Below are 15,362 nucleotides of genomic sequence, written 5' to 3' on the forward strand. Positions count from 1 at the left end.
GTGCGTGCCCCTCTCCCCTCGAGTGGGGAAAGGGGAATGCGCTCTGTCCTCGGCTCGAAACCGGCACCGTCAGGCATGGATCATTCCGCCGGAACCGCACGTCCCAGGGGCGGTGCCTCCGGCTCCGCCACGAACGGCCGCTCCGGGTGCATGGTGAAGGCGAGGCCCGCGCCCAGGAGGCAGAGGCCGATGGATCCGATGAAGGGCAGGGTCCAGCTCCCCGTCATGTCCACGATCATCCCGAACACGATCGGCGAGATGATCGCCGCCACCGCCGAGCCGGTGTTCATCAGGCCCGCCGCCGTGCCCGAATATTTCGGTGCGATATCCATCGGCACCGACCAGATCGGACCGATCACCAATTCGGCGAAGAAGAAGCCCGAGCTGAGCAGCAGCGCCACCAGGGTCAGGTCACGGGTGAAGAACACGCCGGTGAGGCTCGCCGCCGCGCCGAGGAAGCCGACCACGATGACGCTGAGCCGGGCGAGCTTGAGATCGCCGGTACGCTTCAGGATGCGGTCGCTGAAGACCCCGCCGAGGGTGTCGCCGACGACGCCTGCGAAGAACACGCCCGAGGCGAACAGCGCCGAGTTCTTCAGGTCCAGTCCGTAATTGAGCTTGAAGAAGCTCGGTAGCCAGCCAAGGAACAGCCACAGGGTCCAGCCGTAGCAGAAATAGGTCAACGTTACCGGCAGCATGCGCCGGGTGAGGCGGCCCCACGGCACGTTCTGCTTGGCGCCCACTTGGCTCGGGGGTGGCAGCACCGCGAGTTCCTCCGGCGTGATCGCCGGGTGATCCTTCGGGTCGTCCCGGAAGTAGAGGTACCAGATCACGACCCAGACGAAGCTCGCCACACCCAGGATCACGAAGCCGATGCGCCAGCCGAACTGGTAGATCAGGAAGGCGACGATGGGGGGCGCCACCGCGTTGCCGAGACGGGCGAAAGCGTGCGTGATGCCCTGCGCGAAGCCGCGCTTGCCCGGCGCGGTCCAGTTCTGCATGGCGCGGGTGGCGGTGGGGAAGGTGGCGCCCTCGCCGAAGCCGAGGAGGACGCGGGCGAGGAACAGGCTGATGAGCCCGCCCACGAACCCGGTGAGGATCGTCGCCGAGGCCCAGATCAGGCCGCAGACGAGGAGGGTCCGCCTTGCGCCAAACTTGTCGCCCACCGAGCCGCCGATGACCTGGAAGATGGCATAGGGATAGGCAAAGGCGGACAGGATCAGTCCGAACTGGGTGTTCGAGAGCCCGAGATCCTTCATGATCTCGCCGCCCGCCGTGGCGATGTTCACCCGGTCGAGATAGGTGACGAAATACATCAGGCAGAGCAGGAACAGCACCATGTTCGACGCGGAGACGCGTCTTTTAGCTGGCGTCATCGGGGTTTCCTCGGGTTGAGCGCGCAACCCCGCCCGATCTGAGCGCCGGTTGTTCGTGGGGGACGCGCAAAGTGTGCGATCGACACGGTGCTCCCTCCCCACAAGCGGGAGGGAGGTGCTGCTCAGTCGTCCAGGCCGGAGCGCAGGGCGTCCATGGCCGCCAGGACACCGCCGCGCGTGTGCGGGACGCCGCCGGCTTTCAGGCCCATCTCGACACCTGATAGCGCCGCCATCAGCATCAGGTCGTTGCATTCGCCGAGATGGCCGATGCGGAAGACCTTGCCTGCCACCTTGGCGAGGCCGGTGCCCAGGGAGAGGTCGTACTTCTCCAGGATCAGATTGCGCAGGGCATCCGCGTCATGGCCCTCCGGCATCACCACGGCGGTAAGCACGGGCGAGTATTCGGACGGTTCCCGGCACAGAACCTCAAGCCCCCAGCCCTCGACGGCGGCACGGGTGGCGGCGGCGAGGCGCTGGTGACGGGCGAAGACCTGGGCCAAGCCTTCCTCCCGAAGCATGGCGATGGCTTCGCGCAGTCCGTAGAGAAGGTTCGTCGCCGGTGTATAGGGAAAGTAGCCGCCGGCATTCGGCTTCAGCATGTCTTCCCAATCCCAGTAGGAGCGGGGGAGCGTCGCTGTCTTCGCGGCGGCCAGAGCCTTCTCCGACAGGGCGACGAGGCCGAGGCCCGGCGGCAGCATCAGGCCCTTCTGTGAACAGCTCACCGCGACGTCGACGCCCCATTCGTCATGGGCATATTCGGCCGAGCCGAGGCCCGAGATCGTGTCGACGAGGAAGAGTGCGGGGTGGTTCGCCCGGTCGATGGCCCTACGGATCTCCGCGATCCGACTCGTGGCCCCGGTAGATGTCTCGTTATGGACCACCATCACGGCCTTGATCGACTTGGCGCGGTCCTCTGCAAGGATGGCTTCGACCCGTGCCGGATCGACCCCATGCCGCCAGTCGCCCGGGACGAACTGCACGTCGATGCCCCAGCGCGCCGCCATCTGGCGCCACAGGGTGGCGAAATGGCCGGTCTCGAACATCAACACCCGGTCGCCGGCCGAGAGCGTGTTGACGATGGCCGATTCCCAGGCTCCCGTGCCGGAGCCGGGATAGATGATCACCGGCGAGCGGGTCTGGAAGATGGCCTGGGCCCCTTCGAGCACCGCCTTGCCGAGTCCGGCGAAATCGGGACCGCGATGATCGATCACCGGCATGTCCATGGCGCGCAGGACGCGCTCGGGGACCGGGCTGGGGCCGGGAATGTGCAGAAAATGGCGTCCGGTCCGTGTCGTCATCGAGATCTCCGCGGTGGCCGGTCGAGGGAAGGCTATGCTCCGGATCGACGCTCCATGGGGCAACGCGACGGAAAATTGCATTCATTTTTTGAGAGAGCAAGCGCTATTATGCAAACACACATCCTCGACCCTGAGCCCTTCGGCTGCTAAGTCCGCATTATGGTGCTCGATCCTGTCACTGAACCGGAGGCCGATGCCGGCCTCGCCACCGTCGACGAAGCGCGTCTCTCCGCGATCCCGTCACTGGTGAGATCCCTCCATGGCGAGCTTCTGGCGCGCTTGCGGGACTACATCGTCGAGGGCAATCTGGCCGCTGGCGCGCGGGTGCCGGAGCGCATCCTGTGCGAGCGCTTCGGCATCTCGCGCACGCCACTGCGCGAGGCGCTCAAGGTGCTGGCTTCGGAGGGGCTGATCGAACTCCTGCCGAACCGGGGCGCGCGGGTGCGCCAGCTCGGCGCCGAGGAGCTTGTGGACCTGTTCGACGTCATGGGTGGGCTGGAGGCCCTGGCCGGACGCCTCGCCTGCGAGAAGATCACGCCCGCCGCCTATGACGAGATCGAGCGGCTGCATCACGAGATGTACGGCTGCTATATGCGGCGCGACCTGCACGGCTACTTCGCCTGCAACCAGGCGATCCACGACCGGATCGTCCAGGCGGCGGATAACGAGCCGTTGCGGACGAGCTACGCCAACTTTGCCGGGCGCCTGCGCCGCGTGCGCTACTCGGCCAATCTCGACGAGAATCGCGACCGCTGGGGCGAGGCGATGCGTGAGCACGAGGAAATCCTCGACGCGTTGCGCCGGCGCGCCGGTACCGAGCTGAGCGACATCCTGTTCGTGCACCTGCGCAACAAGCGTCGGGCGGCGGCGGGGCGGGAGACGGCGTGTCCGCCGGACGCCGCCGCCGACGTCGCATCGTGACGGCGGCTCAGCGGCGGGCCTCGTGACACCCTTTGGCCTGTGCCCGGATCACGTCCGCCGCTTGCAGGATGCCGGCCCGGTCGACGTCGAGATGGGTGGTCGCGCGGATCTGATGCGCGCCGATGGCGCGGATACGCACGCCCTCGGCGAGACACGCCTCGGTGAAGGCGGTCGCCGTGACGCCCAGCGGCTCCACCGAGAAGCACAGGATGTTGGACTGGGCCGCATCGGGCGCGATGGCGAGGCCCGGCGCGCCGGTGATGCGGGCCTTCAGCTCGCCGGCATTGGCGTTGTCGAGTTCCAGCTGGTCCACATGGTGATCGAGGGCGTAGAGCCCGGCCGCGGCGAGGATTCCCGACTGGCGCATGGCGCCACCGAGCCGGTATTTCCACCGCCATGCCTCGACAATAAAGCGCCGCGAGCCGCACAGAACGGCGCCGACCGGGCAGCCGAGTCCCTTGCTCAGGTCGATCCAGGCGCTGTCGAAGCCTTTGGCGTAATCTCTGGCGGAGATGTCGGTGGCGGCCACGGCGTTGAGGAGGCGCGCCCCGTCGATATGCGCCTTCATGTCCTTGTCATGGGCGAGGTCGCGGATGCGGCGCATGTCGGTGAGCGGCCAGACCGAGCCGCCGGAAAAGCTCGTGGTCTGCTCTATCGAGACCAGGGCCGAGCGCGGCGCCGTGCGGGCGGGAGGGCGGATCGCCGCCTCGAACGCCTCGGGCGTATAGAGGCCGGCCGGGGTGGCCAGAGCCTTCACCGAGACGCCGCCGATGGCCGCCGAGCCGGCGGCCTCGGTGTTGTAGATGTGGGATTGGTCGTCGACCACGATCTCGTCGCCGGGCCGGGTCTGGACCAGGATCGAGACGAGGTTGCACATCGTTCCGGAGGGCATGAACACGCCCGCCTCCATGCCGAGGAGGGCGGCGACGCGCTCGCACAGAGCCAGGGTCGTCGGATCCGAATCGGATTGCTCGTCGCCGACCTCCGCGCGGGCCATGGCCTCGCGCATGCCGGGCGTCGGCCGCGTCTGCGTATCGCTATACAAATCGATCATCTGCCGGCCCTATTTTGCATGCAATCCGTGCGGGCCATTCTAGCCGGTCGGGGCGATCCCGCCACCCTATCGGAACCCGCATCGCTTTGAAGCCGGCGCGCGGCACCCCCACGAGGACGATGGATCATGACCGCCACGGCTGAGCCCGCCACCGGCCCGAATCCCGCCCCGTCGCCCGGCGCCGGGCCGGGGGCGATCACCCCGCGCGCCGCCAACCGCCGGGGAGCCGGCCTGCCGCGCCGCCTCGCCGAGGCCTTGAGCGGAGAGGCGAAGTTCGATGCCTTCACCCGGGGGCGCTATGCCAATGATGCCTCGATCTACCAGATCATGCCGGCGGGCGTGGTCCTGCCCCGCAGCGCCGCCGACATCGCCGCCACGCTGAAGATCGCCGCCGAGCACGACGTTCCGGTGATCCTGCGCGGCGGCGGCACCTCGCAGAACGGCCAGCCCATCGGGCGCGGTCTCGTGGTCGATTGCTCGCGCTTCTTCAACGGCATTCTCGCCTACGACCGCCACGCGGGAACGATCACCGTCGAGCCCGGCATGGTGCTGGAGCGGCTCAACACGCGGGTGAGGGCGGATGGCTGGTTCTTCCCCGTGGAGCCTTCCACAGCCACCCGCTGCACCATCGGCGGCATGGCCGGCAACAATTCCTGCGGCGCGCGGTCCCTGCGCTTCGGCAAGATGAGCGACAACGTGCTCGGCATGGAGGCCCTGTTCCATGACGGCGAGCCCTTCGGCTTCGGTCTTACCGGGAACGCGGCGACGGGCGTCACCGGCTCGCGCCGTGCGGACGACCTCGCCGCCGCCATGCGGGCTCTGGCCGAATCCGAACGCGACGAGATCCTGCGTATGTACCCGAGGGTGCAGCGCCGGGTGGGCGGCTACAATCTCGATGCGCTGATCGAGGCACGGCCGAATCTCGCCCATCTTCTCGTCGGCTCGGAGGGCACGCTGGCGGCGACCACCAGCGTGACATTGAAGCTGTCGCGCCTGCCGGCGCACCGGGTCATGGGGGTCTGCCACTTTCCCTCGTTCCGCTCCGCCATGGAGACGACGAAGGCCATCGTCGACCTCGATCCGGTGGCAGTGGAACTCGTGGACAACAACGTCCTCGTGCTCGGGGCCGACATCCCGCTGTTCCGAGCGACACTGGCCGACATCACCCGTGGCCGTCCGAACTGCCTGCTGCTGGTCGAATTCGCAGGCGACGACCTCGACGCGCTCCTGGCCGACCTCAGGCGGCTCGACGCCTGCATGGCCGATAACGGCCATGCGGAGGCCGTGGTGGAGGTGCCGGAGCCGATCCGCCAGAAATCGGTATGGGAGGTGCGCGAGGCCTGCCTCAACATCATGATGTCGATGAAGGGCGACGCAAAGCCGGTCTCCTTCATCGAGGATTGCGCGGTGCCGCTGGAGCATCTCGCCGACTACACCGACGCGGTGACGGAGGTGTTCACCCGCCACGGTACGCGCGGCACCTGGTACGCCCATGCTTCCGTCGGCTGTCTGCATGTGCGCCCGATCCTCGACATGAAGCAGGGCGGCGACGTCGCCAAGATGCGGGCCATCGCGGAGGCCGCGAGCGAACAGGTCCGCCGCTTCAAGGGCTCCTATTCGGGCGAGCACGGCGATGGCATCTCGCGCTCGGAATACATCGCACCAATGTTCGGGGAGCGTCTGACCCGCGCCTTCGAGCAGGTCAAGGACGGGTTCGACCCGGAGAACCGGCTCAACCCGGGCAAGATCGTCCGGCCGCTGCGGATGGACGACCGTTCACTGATGCGGTTCCAGCCGGGCTATTCCGTCAGCCAGCCGGCGAAGGCCGCCCTCGACTGGTCGGAATGGGGCGGTTTCGGCGGCGCGGTGGAGATGTGCAACAACAACGGCACCTGCCGGAAGCTCGCGGGCGGGGCGATGTGCCCGTCCTACCGGGCCACGGGCGAGGAGCAGCATCTCACGCGCGGCCGGGCGAACTCCCTGCGGCTGGCGATCTCGGGCCAGCTCGGTGCCGACGCCTTCACCAGCCACGAGATGAAGCGGACCCTGGATCTCTGCGTTTCGTGCAAGGCCTGCCGCCGCGAATGCCCCACCGGCATCGACATGGCGAAGATGAAGGTCGAGTTCCTGCACCATTACCATGCCCGCCACGGCCTGCCCCTCAAGGAGAGGCTGGTGGCGGCCCTGCCGCTCTATGCCGGCACCGCCGCCTGGCTCGCGCCACTCCTCAATCTGCGCGACCGGGTGCCCGCCCTGGCGAGGCTGTCGGAGCGGGTGGCCGGCCTCTCGGCGCGGCGCACCCTGCCGCGCTGGCGCAGGCCGTGGACGGAGCAGGGCGAGCCGGCCCATCCCGGCGATGTGACCGGAGATTTTCGCGACGTCGTCCTGTTCGGCGACACGTTCAACCGCGCTTTCGAGCGCGAGAACCTGGAGGCGGCGGAGCGGGTGCTCATCGCCGCCGGTTACCGCCTGCACCGGGTCTTCCCCAATCGCGGGCGGCGTCCGCTCTGCTGCGGCCGCACCTACCTCGCGTCCGGCCAGACCGACCGGGCCCGCGAGGAGGCCCGCCGCACGCTCACCACGCTGCTGCCCTTCATCCGGGCGGGCGCGCGGATCGTCGGCCTCGAACCCTCCTGCCTGCTAACCTTCCGCGACGAGTTCGCATCCCTGCTCCCCGGCCCCGAGGCGGGCGAGCTGAGCAAGGCCAGCCTGCTGTTCGAAGAGGTGCTCGCCGTCGACCTCGATGCCGGGCGGATCACCCTGCCACTAGCGGATCAGGGCGGGCGGGTCGCCCACTTGCACGGCCATTGCCACCAAAAGGCCTTCGCCGCCATGGGCGCGGTGGAGAGGGTGCTGCGCGCGGTGCCGGGGCTCGACGTGCGGGTCATCGAATCGAGCTGCTGCGGTATGGCGGGCGCCTTCGGCTACGGCGCGGAGACCATCGACGTGTCGCTGGCCATGGCCGAGCTCTCGCTGTTCCCGGCCCTGCGCAAGGCCGGCGCCGACGATCTGGTCGTGGCCGACGGCACCAGCTGCCGCCACCAGATCCATGACGGCCTCGGGCTCGAAGCGCTCCACGTGGCGCGGGTGCTGGACGCGGCGATGGCGGGCCGCCCCCGATACGATACCGATATTCGATGACGGCACAGCCCTCTCGTCGGGAGCCACATTTTACTGTTCGATGTCCGGTAATTTCAATATAATTGACATATATAAAGCTTGAATGTCTCATGCACTGCAGATTGTCAGGAGTTAGACAAAAATTTAACCAGGACGTGCTTGTATAAGCGGAGACATCAGAGACTTACGGCCATGCAGCTCCTTTCGAGGTTCAAGATCCTCCCAAAACTTTTGGCGATCCTGGCTTTTATCAGCGTGATCGTCGGCGGCTGCGCCTGGTACGCCCAATCGCGCATGTCCCAGATCGACGACGCCTACAATCTGTTCATCGATCACGAGGCCAAGGCCGTCGCGAGCGCACGGCAGACCAGTCAGCTGATCTTCTCGTTGAACTATTTGGTCTTCCGCATCATCGCCGAGACCGAAGAAGCTCAGACAAAAGAGGCTGATGGGAGATTCGAAGCAACGCTGCCCCAGCTAATGAAAGTCCTGGCCGATCTCCGTGACCAGGCACCGACCTTCGTGACACGGATCGACGCGCAGACCGTCCGCGTGAAGCAATTCGTCCAGGATGTGAGCGAAGTTCGCCGTCTCGGCATCCTCAACCAGAATGACGATGCCCTCGCCCTGATGCACAAGACCATCGACCCGACCTTTCTGGCGATGACACAGGAGGGGGGCGCGTTGGCCGAAGATATCGCGAAGTACATGGATACTGACTCCGAAACTCTCACGAGGCAGACGAACACCACCCGTTACGCCCTGATGATCTTCAGCGTCCTCGGATTGTTGGGTGGCATGCTCGCCGCCATCGTCGTCTCGGTCTTCGGCATCACCCGTCCGATCGGCAGCCTGGTCGGTGTGCTCCAGCGCATGGCCTCCGGTGATATCGATGCTCAGATCCCGGAAGCGGCGCGCGGCGACGAGATCGGCGCGGTCGGTCGTGCGGTCGAGGGCATCAAGACCATGGTCGCGGCCAAGGCGGCCGAGCAGGCCGAGATCAGGCGCGTTGCCGATGAGGCGGCGGCCGTCGCACGCAGGCGCACGATGGCGGAACTGGCCGACGGCTTCGAACGGGCGGTGGGCAGCGTCGTGGGAATGGTGTCCGCTTCGGCCACCGAACTGCAGACCACCGCGCGAACCATGAGCGCCACCGCGACGGAGACCGCCAGCCAATCCACCACCGTGGCCGCGGCCGCGGAGGAAGCCGCCACCAACGTCCATACCGTGGCCGCCGCCGCGGAGGAGCTCGGCTCGTCGATCCAGGAGATCGGACGTCAGGTCGCCGGTTCGTCGAACCTGGCGCAAACCGCGGTGGACGAGGCAGACCAGACCCTGCTGCTCGTGCAGGCCCTGAGCCAGGCCTCGTCCCGCATCGGCGACATGGTCGGGCTGATCGCCAACATCGCGAGCCAGACCAATCTGCTGGCGCTCAACGCCACCATTGAGGCCGCCCGTGCCGGCGAGTCGGGTCGGGGATTCGCGGTGGTGGCCACCGAGGTCAAGGAACTCGCCGCACAGACGGCACGTGCCACCGACGAGATCGGCAGCCAGATCAGCCAGATCCAAGGCGCGACGGGCCAGGCCGTGTCGGCCATCGGCGGGATCGCAGCACGCATCCGTGAGATCAACGAGGTGGCGGCCTCCATCGCGGCAGCCGTGGAGCAGCAGGGTGCGGCGACGCAGGAAATCGTCCGCAACGTGGCTCAGGCCTCCACCGGCACGGGCGAGGTGACGAACAACATCGCGGGTGTAGCGCAGGCCTCCGAGGAGACGGGCGCGGCAGCCGCGCAGGTGCTTTCGGCGGCATCCGAACTGTCTCGCCAGTCCGAGCATCTCGGGACTGAAGTCGCCCGTTTCCTCGGGACCGTGCGGGCTGCGTGACCGTCAACGGGGCTGGGCACGCTGGTCTTTGCCGGGTGCCGGCCATATTGACGGACGAACGCGGCAGCTCGACCTTTCACTGAGCCGGTCGGTCGCCGTCTCATCGAGTGTTTTCCGCCCATGACGAACCGTCTGCCACGCTCCTTCGAGGGCGTTCCGGCCGGGCACGCTGGAGCCGCCGCATGATCGTCTACCTGTCGGCCCTTGCCGGGGGAATCTTCATCGGAACGTCCGCCGCCCTGCTCCTCGTCCTCAACGGCCGCATCGCTGGGATCAGCGGCATCGCCGCCGGGGCGATGCGGCCGTTGAGCAGGGACACGCCCTGGCGCTGGGCCTTCCTCGTCGGCCTGCTCTTCGGCCCGCTCCTGTATCGCCTCGCCTACGGCGCATGGCCCGTGGTGCACCTCGACGCGCCGTGGCCACTCATCGTCCTCGGCGGCCTCCTCGTCGGCTACGGGACGCGGCTCGGAGGGGGGTGCACGAGCGGCCACGGCGTCTGCGGGCTCGCTCGGCTGTCGCCCCGCTCCATCGCTGCGGTGGCGACCTTCATGGCCGCCGCCGCCGCGACGGTGTTCCTCGTCCGCCACGGAGGATGGTGATGGATAGCTTGCGGTCCTCCGTGGGGTTGCTCGCCGGCCTGTTGTTCGGCTTCGGTCTCGCACTGTCGGGCATGATGGACCCGGCGCGTGTTCTCGGCTTCCTCGATGTGGCCGGGGCCTGGGATCCTAGCCTCGCCTTCGTGTTGGCGGGCGCGGTCGCCGTCTCGGCGCTCGGCTATGTCCTCGTGTCGCGGATGCGCAAACCCGTTCTGGCGCAACGCTTCGAGATTCCCCAGAGCCGCCCGATCACGGCGAGCCTGATCGGGGGCGCCGCCCTGTTCGGCATCGGCTGGGGCCTCGTCGGCCTCTGCCCCGGCCCGGCGCTGGCGGGACTGACGCTGGGCTTGCCGCAGGTCATCGGGTTCGTGGCGGCGATGGTGGCCGGCATGCTGCTCCATCGCTTCACCGCTGCCGCATCCGGAAAGTGAGACGCGAACGCACATGGCCCGGTCGGAGAACCGACCGGGCCGTGTGGTGGAGCTTTGCGGTGTCGTGGCCCTTGCGCTACCGGCGCGGCAGGGCGTGCAGAGCCTTGAGGAACGCGTCCACGTCCGCGCGAGTGTTGTAGAAGGCGAGCGAGGCGCGCACCGACTGGTCGACCCCGAACCGCCGCAGGGCGGGAAGGGCGCAGTGATGGCCCGAGCGCACTGCGATGCCGCGCGCGTCGAGGTGCTTGGCCACGGCCTCGTTCTCGTGCCCGTCGACGACGAAGGACATGACGCTGGCCTTCTGGTGGGCGGTGCCGATGAGGCGCAGGCCCTTCACGTCGGCGAGCCCTCCCTGCGCGTATTCGAGCAGGTCGTGCTCGTAGGCCGCGATACCGGGCAGGCCGACGCTCTCGAGGTAATCGAGGGCCGCCCCGAGGCCCACGGCGCCGGCGATGTCGGGCGTGCCGGCCTCGAACTTCTCCGGCGCGCCCTTGTAGACGGTCTTGGAGAAGGTGACGTCCTCGATCATGTGGCCTCCGCCCTGCCAGGGGGGCATCGCCTCCAGCAGGTGCTTCTTGCCGTAGAGGGCGCCGATCCCGGTGGGACCGAACACCTTGTGGCCGGAGAAGACGAGGAAATCGGCATCCAGCGCCTGCACGTCGAGGGGGATGTGTGGCGAGGATTGGGCCGCGTCCACCAGCACCGGCACGCCGTAGGCATGGCTGAGCGCGATGATCTCCGCCACCGGGTTGATGGTGCCGAGCGCGTTGGCGACATGGGTCACCGACACGATCTTGGTGCGGCCCGAGAGCAGGGCGGCGAACTGCTCGAAGATGATCTCGCCCCGGTCATTGACCGGGATCACCCGCAGGGTCGCCCCCGTGGCCTGGGTCAGGAGCTGCCAGGGCACGATGTTGGCGTGGTGCTCGATCTGGCTGACAATGATCTCGTCGCCCGGACCGACATTCGCGCGGCCATAGGAATTGGCCACGAGGTTGATCGCCTCGGTGGTGCCGCGCAGGAAGACGATGTCGTCTTTCGACGGAGCGTTGAGGAACCGCCGCACCTTTTCGCGCCCGCCCTCGAACAGGTCCGTCGAGCGTGCCGCCAGGGTATGGGCGGCCCGGTGGATGTTCGAGTTGTGGCGGGCGTAGAATTCGCTCGTCGCGTCGATGACGCTCTGCGGCTTGTGGGTGGTGGCCGCGTTGTCGAGCCAGACCAGGGGATGGCCGTTGACGCTCTGGTGCAGGGCCGGGAAGTCCTTGCGAACGCGCTCCACGTCGAAGGGGGCCGCCACCGGGCTGGAGCCCTGCGACGAGACATGGGGGGCGTGGCGGTGGCCCGGCTCGACGCGGGACGACGGGGCGGGCGCGGCACTGCCCGTCCGGCTGCGATCCGTCAGGAAGTAGTATTCACCCGACGAGAACGGCTCGTCGGCGATCTCCACCTTGCGGGATGCGTCGGGAGCGGCACGGCCGGTGCGGGAGAAGGTCTCCCGCGAGGCGTCCTTGTGCGACGCGTCCGGGCCCGGATGGCCGGGGGCTCCCGGAACCAGGGACGGCGCGAACCCATGCGCGAAGGCATTGGCGCGCGGGTGGTCCTTGGCGATCGTGGCATGGAGATCGTGGCCGCCGGGCAGGAAAGCGGCGACGTCGTCGACGCTCGGCACGAAGAACTCGGGCAGTCCCCCACGGGGGGCCTGCGCCTCGGGATGGACCGAGGGAAAGGCCGAGGGCTGGGTGAAGCCCGGCCCCGTCAGGCCGGGAAGGCCCACGGGCGGTGCGCCGAACGAGCGCGCGGCCAGCGCCGAGGCATCGGGCTGGAGCCCTGCGGGCGCCGCGCCCGAGGGGAGCGACGGCGTTCCGATATCCGCCTTCGGCGCCAGCGGGTGGCCGAAGCCCTGGGGAAGATTCTCCAGGGCCTGGGGGGCTTGCGGGGTCTGCGGCAGGTTGGGGGTCAGGGGCGCGGACGCCGCCTGACCCTGACCGTAGATCTCCCGGGCGAGGCGCCCGACGAGATCCGCATGCGCCGTGTCGCCGACCAACCCCGTGGGGAGGCCCGGCGCGTTAGGCGTAGTCATGGTAGTTGCCCAGCAGCACGTTATCGAGGCGTGCGATGGCGTCTTCCACCAGCACGGCGGCCGAGAAGTAGCGAGTCACGAGGTGCGAGGCGATGGAATGGTCGTTGGTGCCCATGTAGCGCACCGACAGGCCGGTCTCGATCTCGCCGGTGACGCCGGACTTCTGCAGGCCGACCACGCCCTGCTCGCCTTCGCCAACGCGAAGCAGCAGGATCGAGGTGGTCTGGGCGCCGGTCACCGGATCGATGTCGATGGGCAGCTTGTCGCTCGGCACGATCGGCACGCCGCGCCAGGTGATGAAGGGCGAGCCGAACAGGTGGATCACCACCGGGGGCACGCCACGGCGCGTGGCTTCACGGCCGAAGGCCGCGATGGCGCGGGGATGGGCCACGAAGAAGGCGGGCTTCTTCCAGACCAGGGTCAGGAGTTCGTCGAGATCGTCCGGGGTGGGCGGTCCGCCGCGCGTCGGGATGCGCTGGCGCTGGCTGACTTCGTGGAGGAGGCCGAACTCGGAATTGTTGAACAGCTCCCACTCTTCCCGCTCCTTGACGGCATCGACCGTGAGGCGGATCTGCTCGCGAAGCTGGTCGATCTCGTTGGAATAGAGATCGGTGACGCGGGTGTGGGTGTGCAGGATCGTCTGGATCGTGGAGAGGTGGTACTCGCGCGGGTCGACCTCGTAATCGACATAGGTCGTGGGCAGGCGCGGCTCGCCGGTATGGACCGCCAGAAGCTCGATGCCCTGCTCGCCCTCGCTGTTGGTGTGGCCCTTGAGGCGATCACGCTCTTCCACGAACTGGGAGATGCGCGAGCGGATGCCCTCGTCCTCGATGGCGGAGCGGTCGAGGGTGAGCAGCGTCACCGCCGAGAGCGCCTTCACGGCGGGGGCAGGGGCGTTCTCGTTCACGAGGTCGCTGTCACCGAAATAGTCGCCGCCGGTGGCGAGACCCTGGCGCAGGCGGTTCTTGAACGGGCCCGACAGGGTCAGCTCGACGGTGCCCTCGGCCACGACGGTGAGGCTGCGGCCGGTGGAGCCCTCCTCGGCGATGATCTCGCCCGCCTTGTGCTGGGAGACGGTGAACTTGGAGGCGAGGGCCGACAGCTCGTTGTCGCCGAGGCGGCTGAACAGCGGGACGCTGCGCAGGGAGGACGGGCGCACGGTGCGGGTGCCGCCGTCGTTGGCGAGTTCGATGCGGCCGGGCTTGGCCAGCACCACGGCGCGGCGGTTGACCCGATAGACGCCGCCGGCGACGTCGACGAAGGGCAGCAGGCGATGGAACCAGCGCGGGGTATTGGCCGCGTTCTGGACCGACGTGACGGTCGCCGTCGCGAGATTGCGTGCCGCCGAGGCGCTCACGCTCAGACCGGGTCCACTCATGGGTGTTCGTCTCCGTATTGCGGCAGGAGGCGTCGGCCGGCTTTGACGCAGCGCATGCCGCATCGAAGCCGCGCCTGTCGCGCGTCCGCTCTCGCTCGATGGATAATCTTGGACTGATCTTGGTCAGCCCCCGCTGCCTCAGACAAAGCGTCACTGCGGGGGCGGGTTGTTTCTAACGCTTGAACTTGAAGAGCGTCAACGAAATTCTGTTCTATAGATTCGCGCAATTTGAGAATGAATATTCTATTTTAAGCCATATAAAATAATTGTATTCTATATTATGACGTTATGGTAGATAATTTGTCTCGACTTCGCTGCCTTTTGGAAAGAAGAAGAGTTGAAAAATCGTTTCCCTAAATTCCTTCACCAAAAAACTGGTCCATGCTGAGGGCGGGGTCTTCGGTGGGGCTGATGCGAGACACGACGCGGGCCGGCACGCCCGCGACGGTGGTGTGGGCGGGCACGGCGTGCAGCACCACGGCGGCGGCGGCGACCTTCGCGCCCTCGCCGACCCGGATGTTGCCCAGCACCTTGGCGCCGACGCTGAGAAGGACCCCGCGCTCGATCTTCGGATGGCGGTCGCCGCTCTCCTTGCCGTTGCCCCCGAGGGTCACCGATTGCAGGATCGAGACATCGTCGGCGATCACCGTGGTCTCGCCGATTACGACACCGGTGGCGTGATCGATGAACACGCCCGAGCCGATACGAGCGGCGGGATGGATGTCGGCCCCGAACACCTCGGAGATTCGGCTCTGGATATGAAGCGCCAGAGTGGCGCGGCCCTGGTGCCAGAGCCAATGGGCCACCCGGTAGCTCTCCAGGGAGGCCAGTCCCTTGTAGAACAGGAAGGGATCGAGATAGCGGCGGCAGGTCGGGTCGCGCTCGCGGATGGCCACGATGTCGCGCACCGCGTGGTCGCCCGCATGCGGGTCCGCCTGGAAGGCGGAGAGGCAGAGGTCGCGGGTGGACAGGCGCGAGAGGTCGCCGTCGCCGAGACGATGGGCGAGGCGGTAGGCGAGGGCATGAACCAGGCTCGGCTGATCCAGGACAGTGGCCTGGATGATGCCGGCATAGAGCGGCTCTTCGATCAACGCGGCCTCGGCCTCGGCGCGCATGGCGCGCCAGAGGTCGGCTTCGACGGTGGTCTGGCTCACACTGCGCAGGGGCGGACGGAGGATGTTGGTCGGAACGCTGCGCGTCGCCAGGTTGCCCGCTGTCATGGTC

At 67.7% G+C, this 15,362-nt stretch carries 11 protein-coding genes; 5 read left to right on the forward strand and 6 right to left on the reverse strand.

The window, feature by feature from the left end; all coding sequences use genetic code 11:
- Nucleotides 1–80 precede the first annotated feature (80 nt).
- Both MKK51_RS01935 and MKK51_RS01940 read right to left on the reverse strand, forming a co-directional pair.
- Nucleotides 81–1,376, reverse strand: a complete 1,296-nt coding sequence (locus MKK51_RS01935; RefSeq protein WP_243974647.1) for an MFS transporter — start codon at nucleotides 1,374–1,376, stop codon at nucleotides 81–83.
- A gap of 122 nt (nucleotides 1,377–1,498) precedes the next feature.
- On the reverse strand, nucleotides 1,499–2,674 hold the full coding sequence (locus tag MKK51_RS01940; RefSeq protein ID WP_243974648.1) for a pyridoxal-phosphate-dependent aminotransferase family protein: 1,176 nt from the start codon (nucleotides 2,672–2,674) through the stop codon (nucleotides 1,499–1,501).
- 159 nt (nucleotides 2,675–2,833) lie between these two features.
- Between MKK51_RS01940 and MKK51_RS01945 the strand changes: the two genes are divergently transcribed.
- Complete coding sequence (locus MKK51_RS01945; protein WP_243974649.1) at nucleotides 2,834–3,595, forward strand: GntR family transcriptional regulator; 762 nt, start codon at nucleotides 2,834–2,836, stop codon at nucleotides 3,593–3,595.
- Nucleotides 3,596–3,602: 7 nt separating this feature from the next.
- Here MKK51_RS01945 and MKK51_RS01950 read toward each other — a convergent pair whose 3' ends face one another.
- Nucleotides 3,603–4,649: a threonine aldolase family protein gene (locus MKK51_RS01950; protein WP_243974650.1), complete on the reverse strand. Its 1,047-nt coding sequence runs from the start codon at nucleotides 4,647–4,649 to the stop codon at nucleotides 3,603–3,605.
- 126 nt (nucleotides 4,650–4,775) lie between these two features.
- On the opposite strand from MKK51_RS01950, the gene MKK51_RS01955 reads away from it, so the two are divergent.
- The 4 genes from MKK51_RS01955 to MKK51_RS01970 all read left to right on the forward strand — a co-directional run bounded on the left by MKK51_RS01955 (nucleotide 4,776) and on the right by MKK51_RS01970 (nucleotide 10,680).
- The gene (locus MKK51_RS01955; protein WP_243974651.1) at nucleotides 4,776–7,790 is read left to right on the forward strand and encodes an FAD-binding and (Fe-S)-binding domain-containing protein; all 3,015 of its coding nucleotides are present in this window, start codon (nucleotides 4,776–4,778) and stop codon (nucleotides 7,788–7,790) included.
- Nucleotides 7,791–7,961: 171 nt separating this feature from the next.
- Nucleotides 7,962–9,653 carry a methyl-accepting chemotaxis protein gene (locus tag MKK51_RS01960; protein ID WP_243974653.1) on the forward strand — a complete coding sequence of 564 codons (1,692 nt, stop codon included), beginning with the start codon at nucleotides 7,962–7,964 and terminating at the stop codon, nucleotides 9,651–9,653.
- A 107-nt stretch (nucleotides 9,654–9,760) separates the two neighbouring features.
- A complete protein-coding gene (locus MKK51_RS01965; RefSeq protein WP_409565594.1) occupies nucleotides 9,761–10,252 on the forward strand; it encodes a YeeE/YedE family protein in 492 nt (163 codons plus the stop codon).
- Complete coding sequence (locus tag MKK51_RS01970) at nucleotides 10,252–10,680, forward strand: DUF6691 family protein (RefSeq protein WP_243974655.1); 429 nt, start codon at nucleotides 10,252–10,254, stop codon at nucleotides 10,678–10,680. The genes MKK51_RS01965 and MKK51_RS01970 overlap by 1 nt, the downstream gene beginning before the upstream one ends.
- A 76-nt stretch (nucleotides 10,681–10,756) precedes the next feature.
- Here the strand turns inward: MKK51_RS01970 and MKK51_RS01975 are convergent, their stop codons facing one another.
- The 3 genes from MKK51_RS01975 to cysE form a co-directional block, all read right to left on the reverse strand.
- Nucleotides 10,757–12,760: a family 2A encapsulin nanocompartment cargo protein cysteine desulfurase gene (locus tag MKK51_RS01975; protein ID WP_243974656.1), complete on the reverse strand. Its 2,004-nt coding sequence runs from the start codon at nucleotides 12,758–12,760 to the stop codon at nucleotides 10,757–10,759.
- Nucleotides 12,747–14,138 carry a family 2B encapsulin nanocompartment shell protein gene (locus MKK51_RS01980; RefSeq protein WP_279600922.1) on the reverse strand — a complete coding sequence of 464 codons (1,392 nt, stop codon included), beginning with the start codon at nucleotides 14,136–14,138 and terminating at the stop codon, nucleotides 12,747–12,749. The genes MKK51_RS01975 and MKK51_RS01980 overlap by 14 nt, the downstream gene beginning before the upstream one ends.
- Before the next feature lie 353 nt (nucleotides 14,139–14,491).
- Nucleotides 14,492–15,358 (reverse strand): serine O-acetyltransferase, encoded by an 867-nt coding sequence (cysE, locus tag MKK51_RS01990; protein WP_243974657.1) that lies wholly within the window; start codon nucleotides 15,356–15,358, stop codon nucleotides 14,492–14,494.
- Nucleotides 15,359–15,362 lie beyond the last annotated feature (4 nt).

Origin of the sequence: Methylobacterium sp. E-045 (genome assembly GCF_022829685.1) — a bacterium.
In the GTDB taxonomy this organism is placed as follows: Bacteria; Pseudomonadota; Alphaproteobacteria; order Rhizobiales; family Beijerinckiaceae; genus Methylobacterium.

Bases quoted from the DNA above. Each gene is read 5' to 3' on its own strand.
- MKK51_RS01935 (WP_243974647.1), bottom strand. From the start codon at position 1,376: ATGACGCCAGCTAAAAGACGCGTCTCCGCGTCGAACATGGTGCTGTTC.
- MKK51_RS01940 (WP_243974648.1), bottom strand. From the start codon at position 2,674: ATGACGACACGGACCGGACGCCATTTTCTGCACATTCCCGGCCCCAGC.
- MKK51_RS01945 (WP_243974649.1), top strand. From the start codon at position 2,834: ATGGTGCTCGATCCTGTCACTGAACCGGAGGCCGATGCCGGCCTCGCC.
- MKK51_RS01950 (WP_243974650.1), bottom strand. From the start codon at position 4,649: ATGATCGATTTGTATAGCGATACGCAGACGCGGCCGACGCCCGGCATG.
- MKK51_RS01955 (WP_243974651.1), top strand. From the start codon at position 4,776: ATGACCGCCACGGCTGAGCCCGCCACCGGCCCGAATCCCGCCCCGTCG.
- MKK51_RS01960 (WP_243974653.1), top strand. From the start codon at position 7,962: ATGCAGCTCCTTTCGAGGTTCAAGATCCTCCCAAAACTTTTGGCGATC.
- MKK51_RS01970 (WP_243974655.1), top strand. From the start codon at position 10,252: ATGGATAGCTTGCGGTCCTCCGTGGGGTTGCTCGCCGGCCTGTTGTTC.
- MKK51_RS01975 (WP_243974656.1), bottom strand. From the start codon at position 12,760: ATGACTACGCCTAACGCGCCGGGCCTCCCCACGGGGTTGGTCGGCGAC.
- MKK51_RS01980 (WP_279600922.1), bottom strand. From the start codon at position 14,138: ATGAGTGGACCCGGTCTGAGCGTGAGCGCCTCGGCGGCACGCAATCTC.
- cysE (WP_243974657.1), bottom strand. From the start codon at position 15,358: ATGACAGCGGGCAACCTGGCGACGCGCAGCGTTCCGACCAACATCCTC.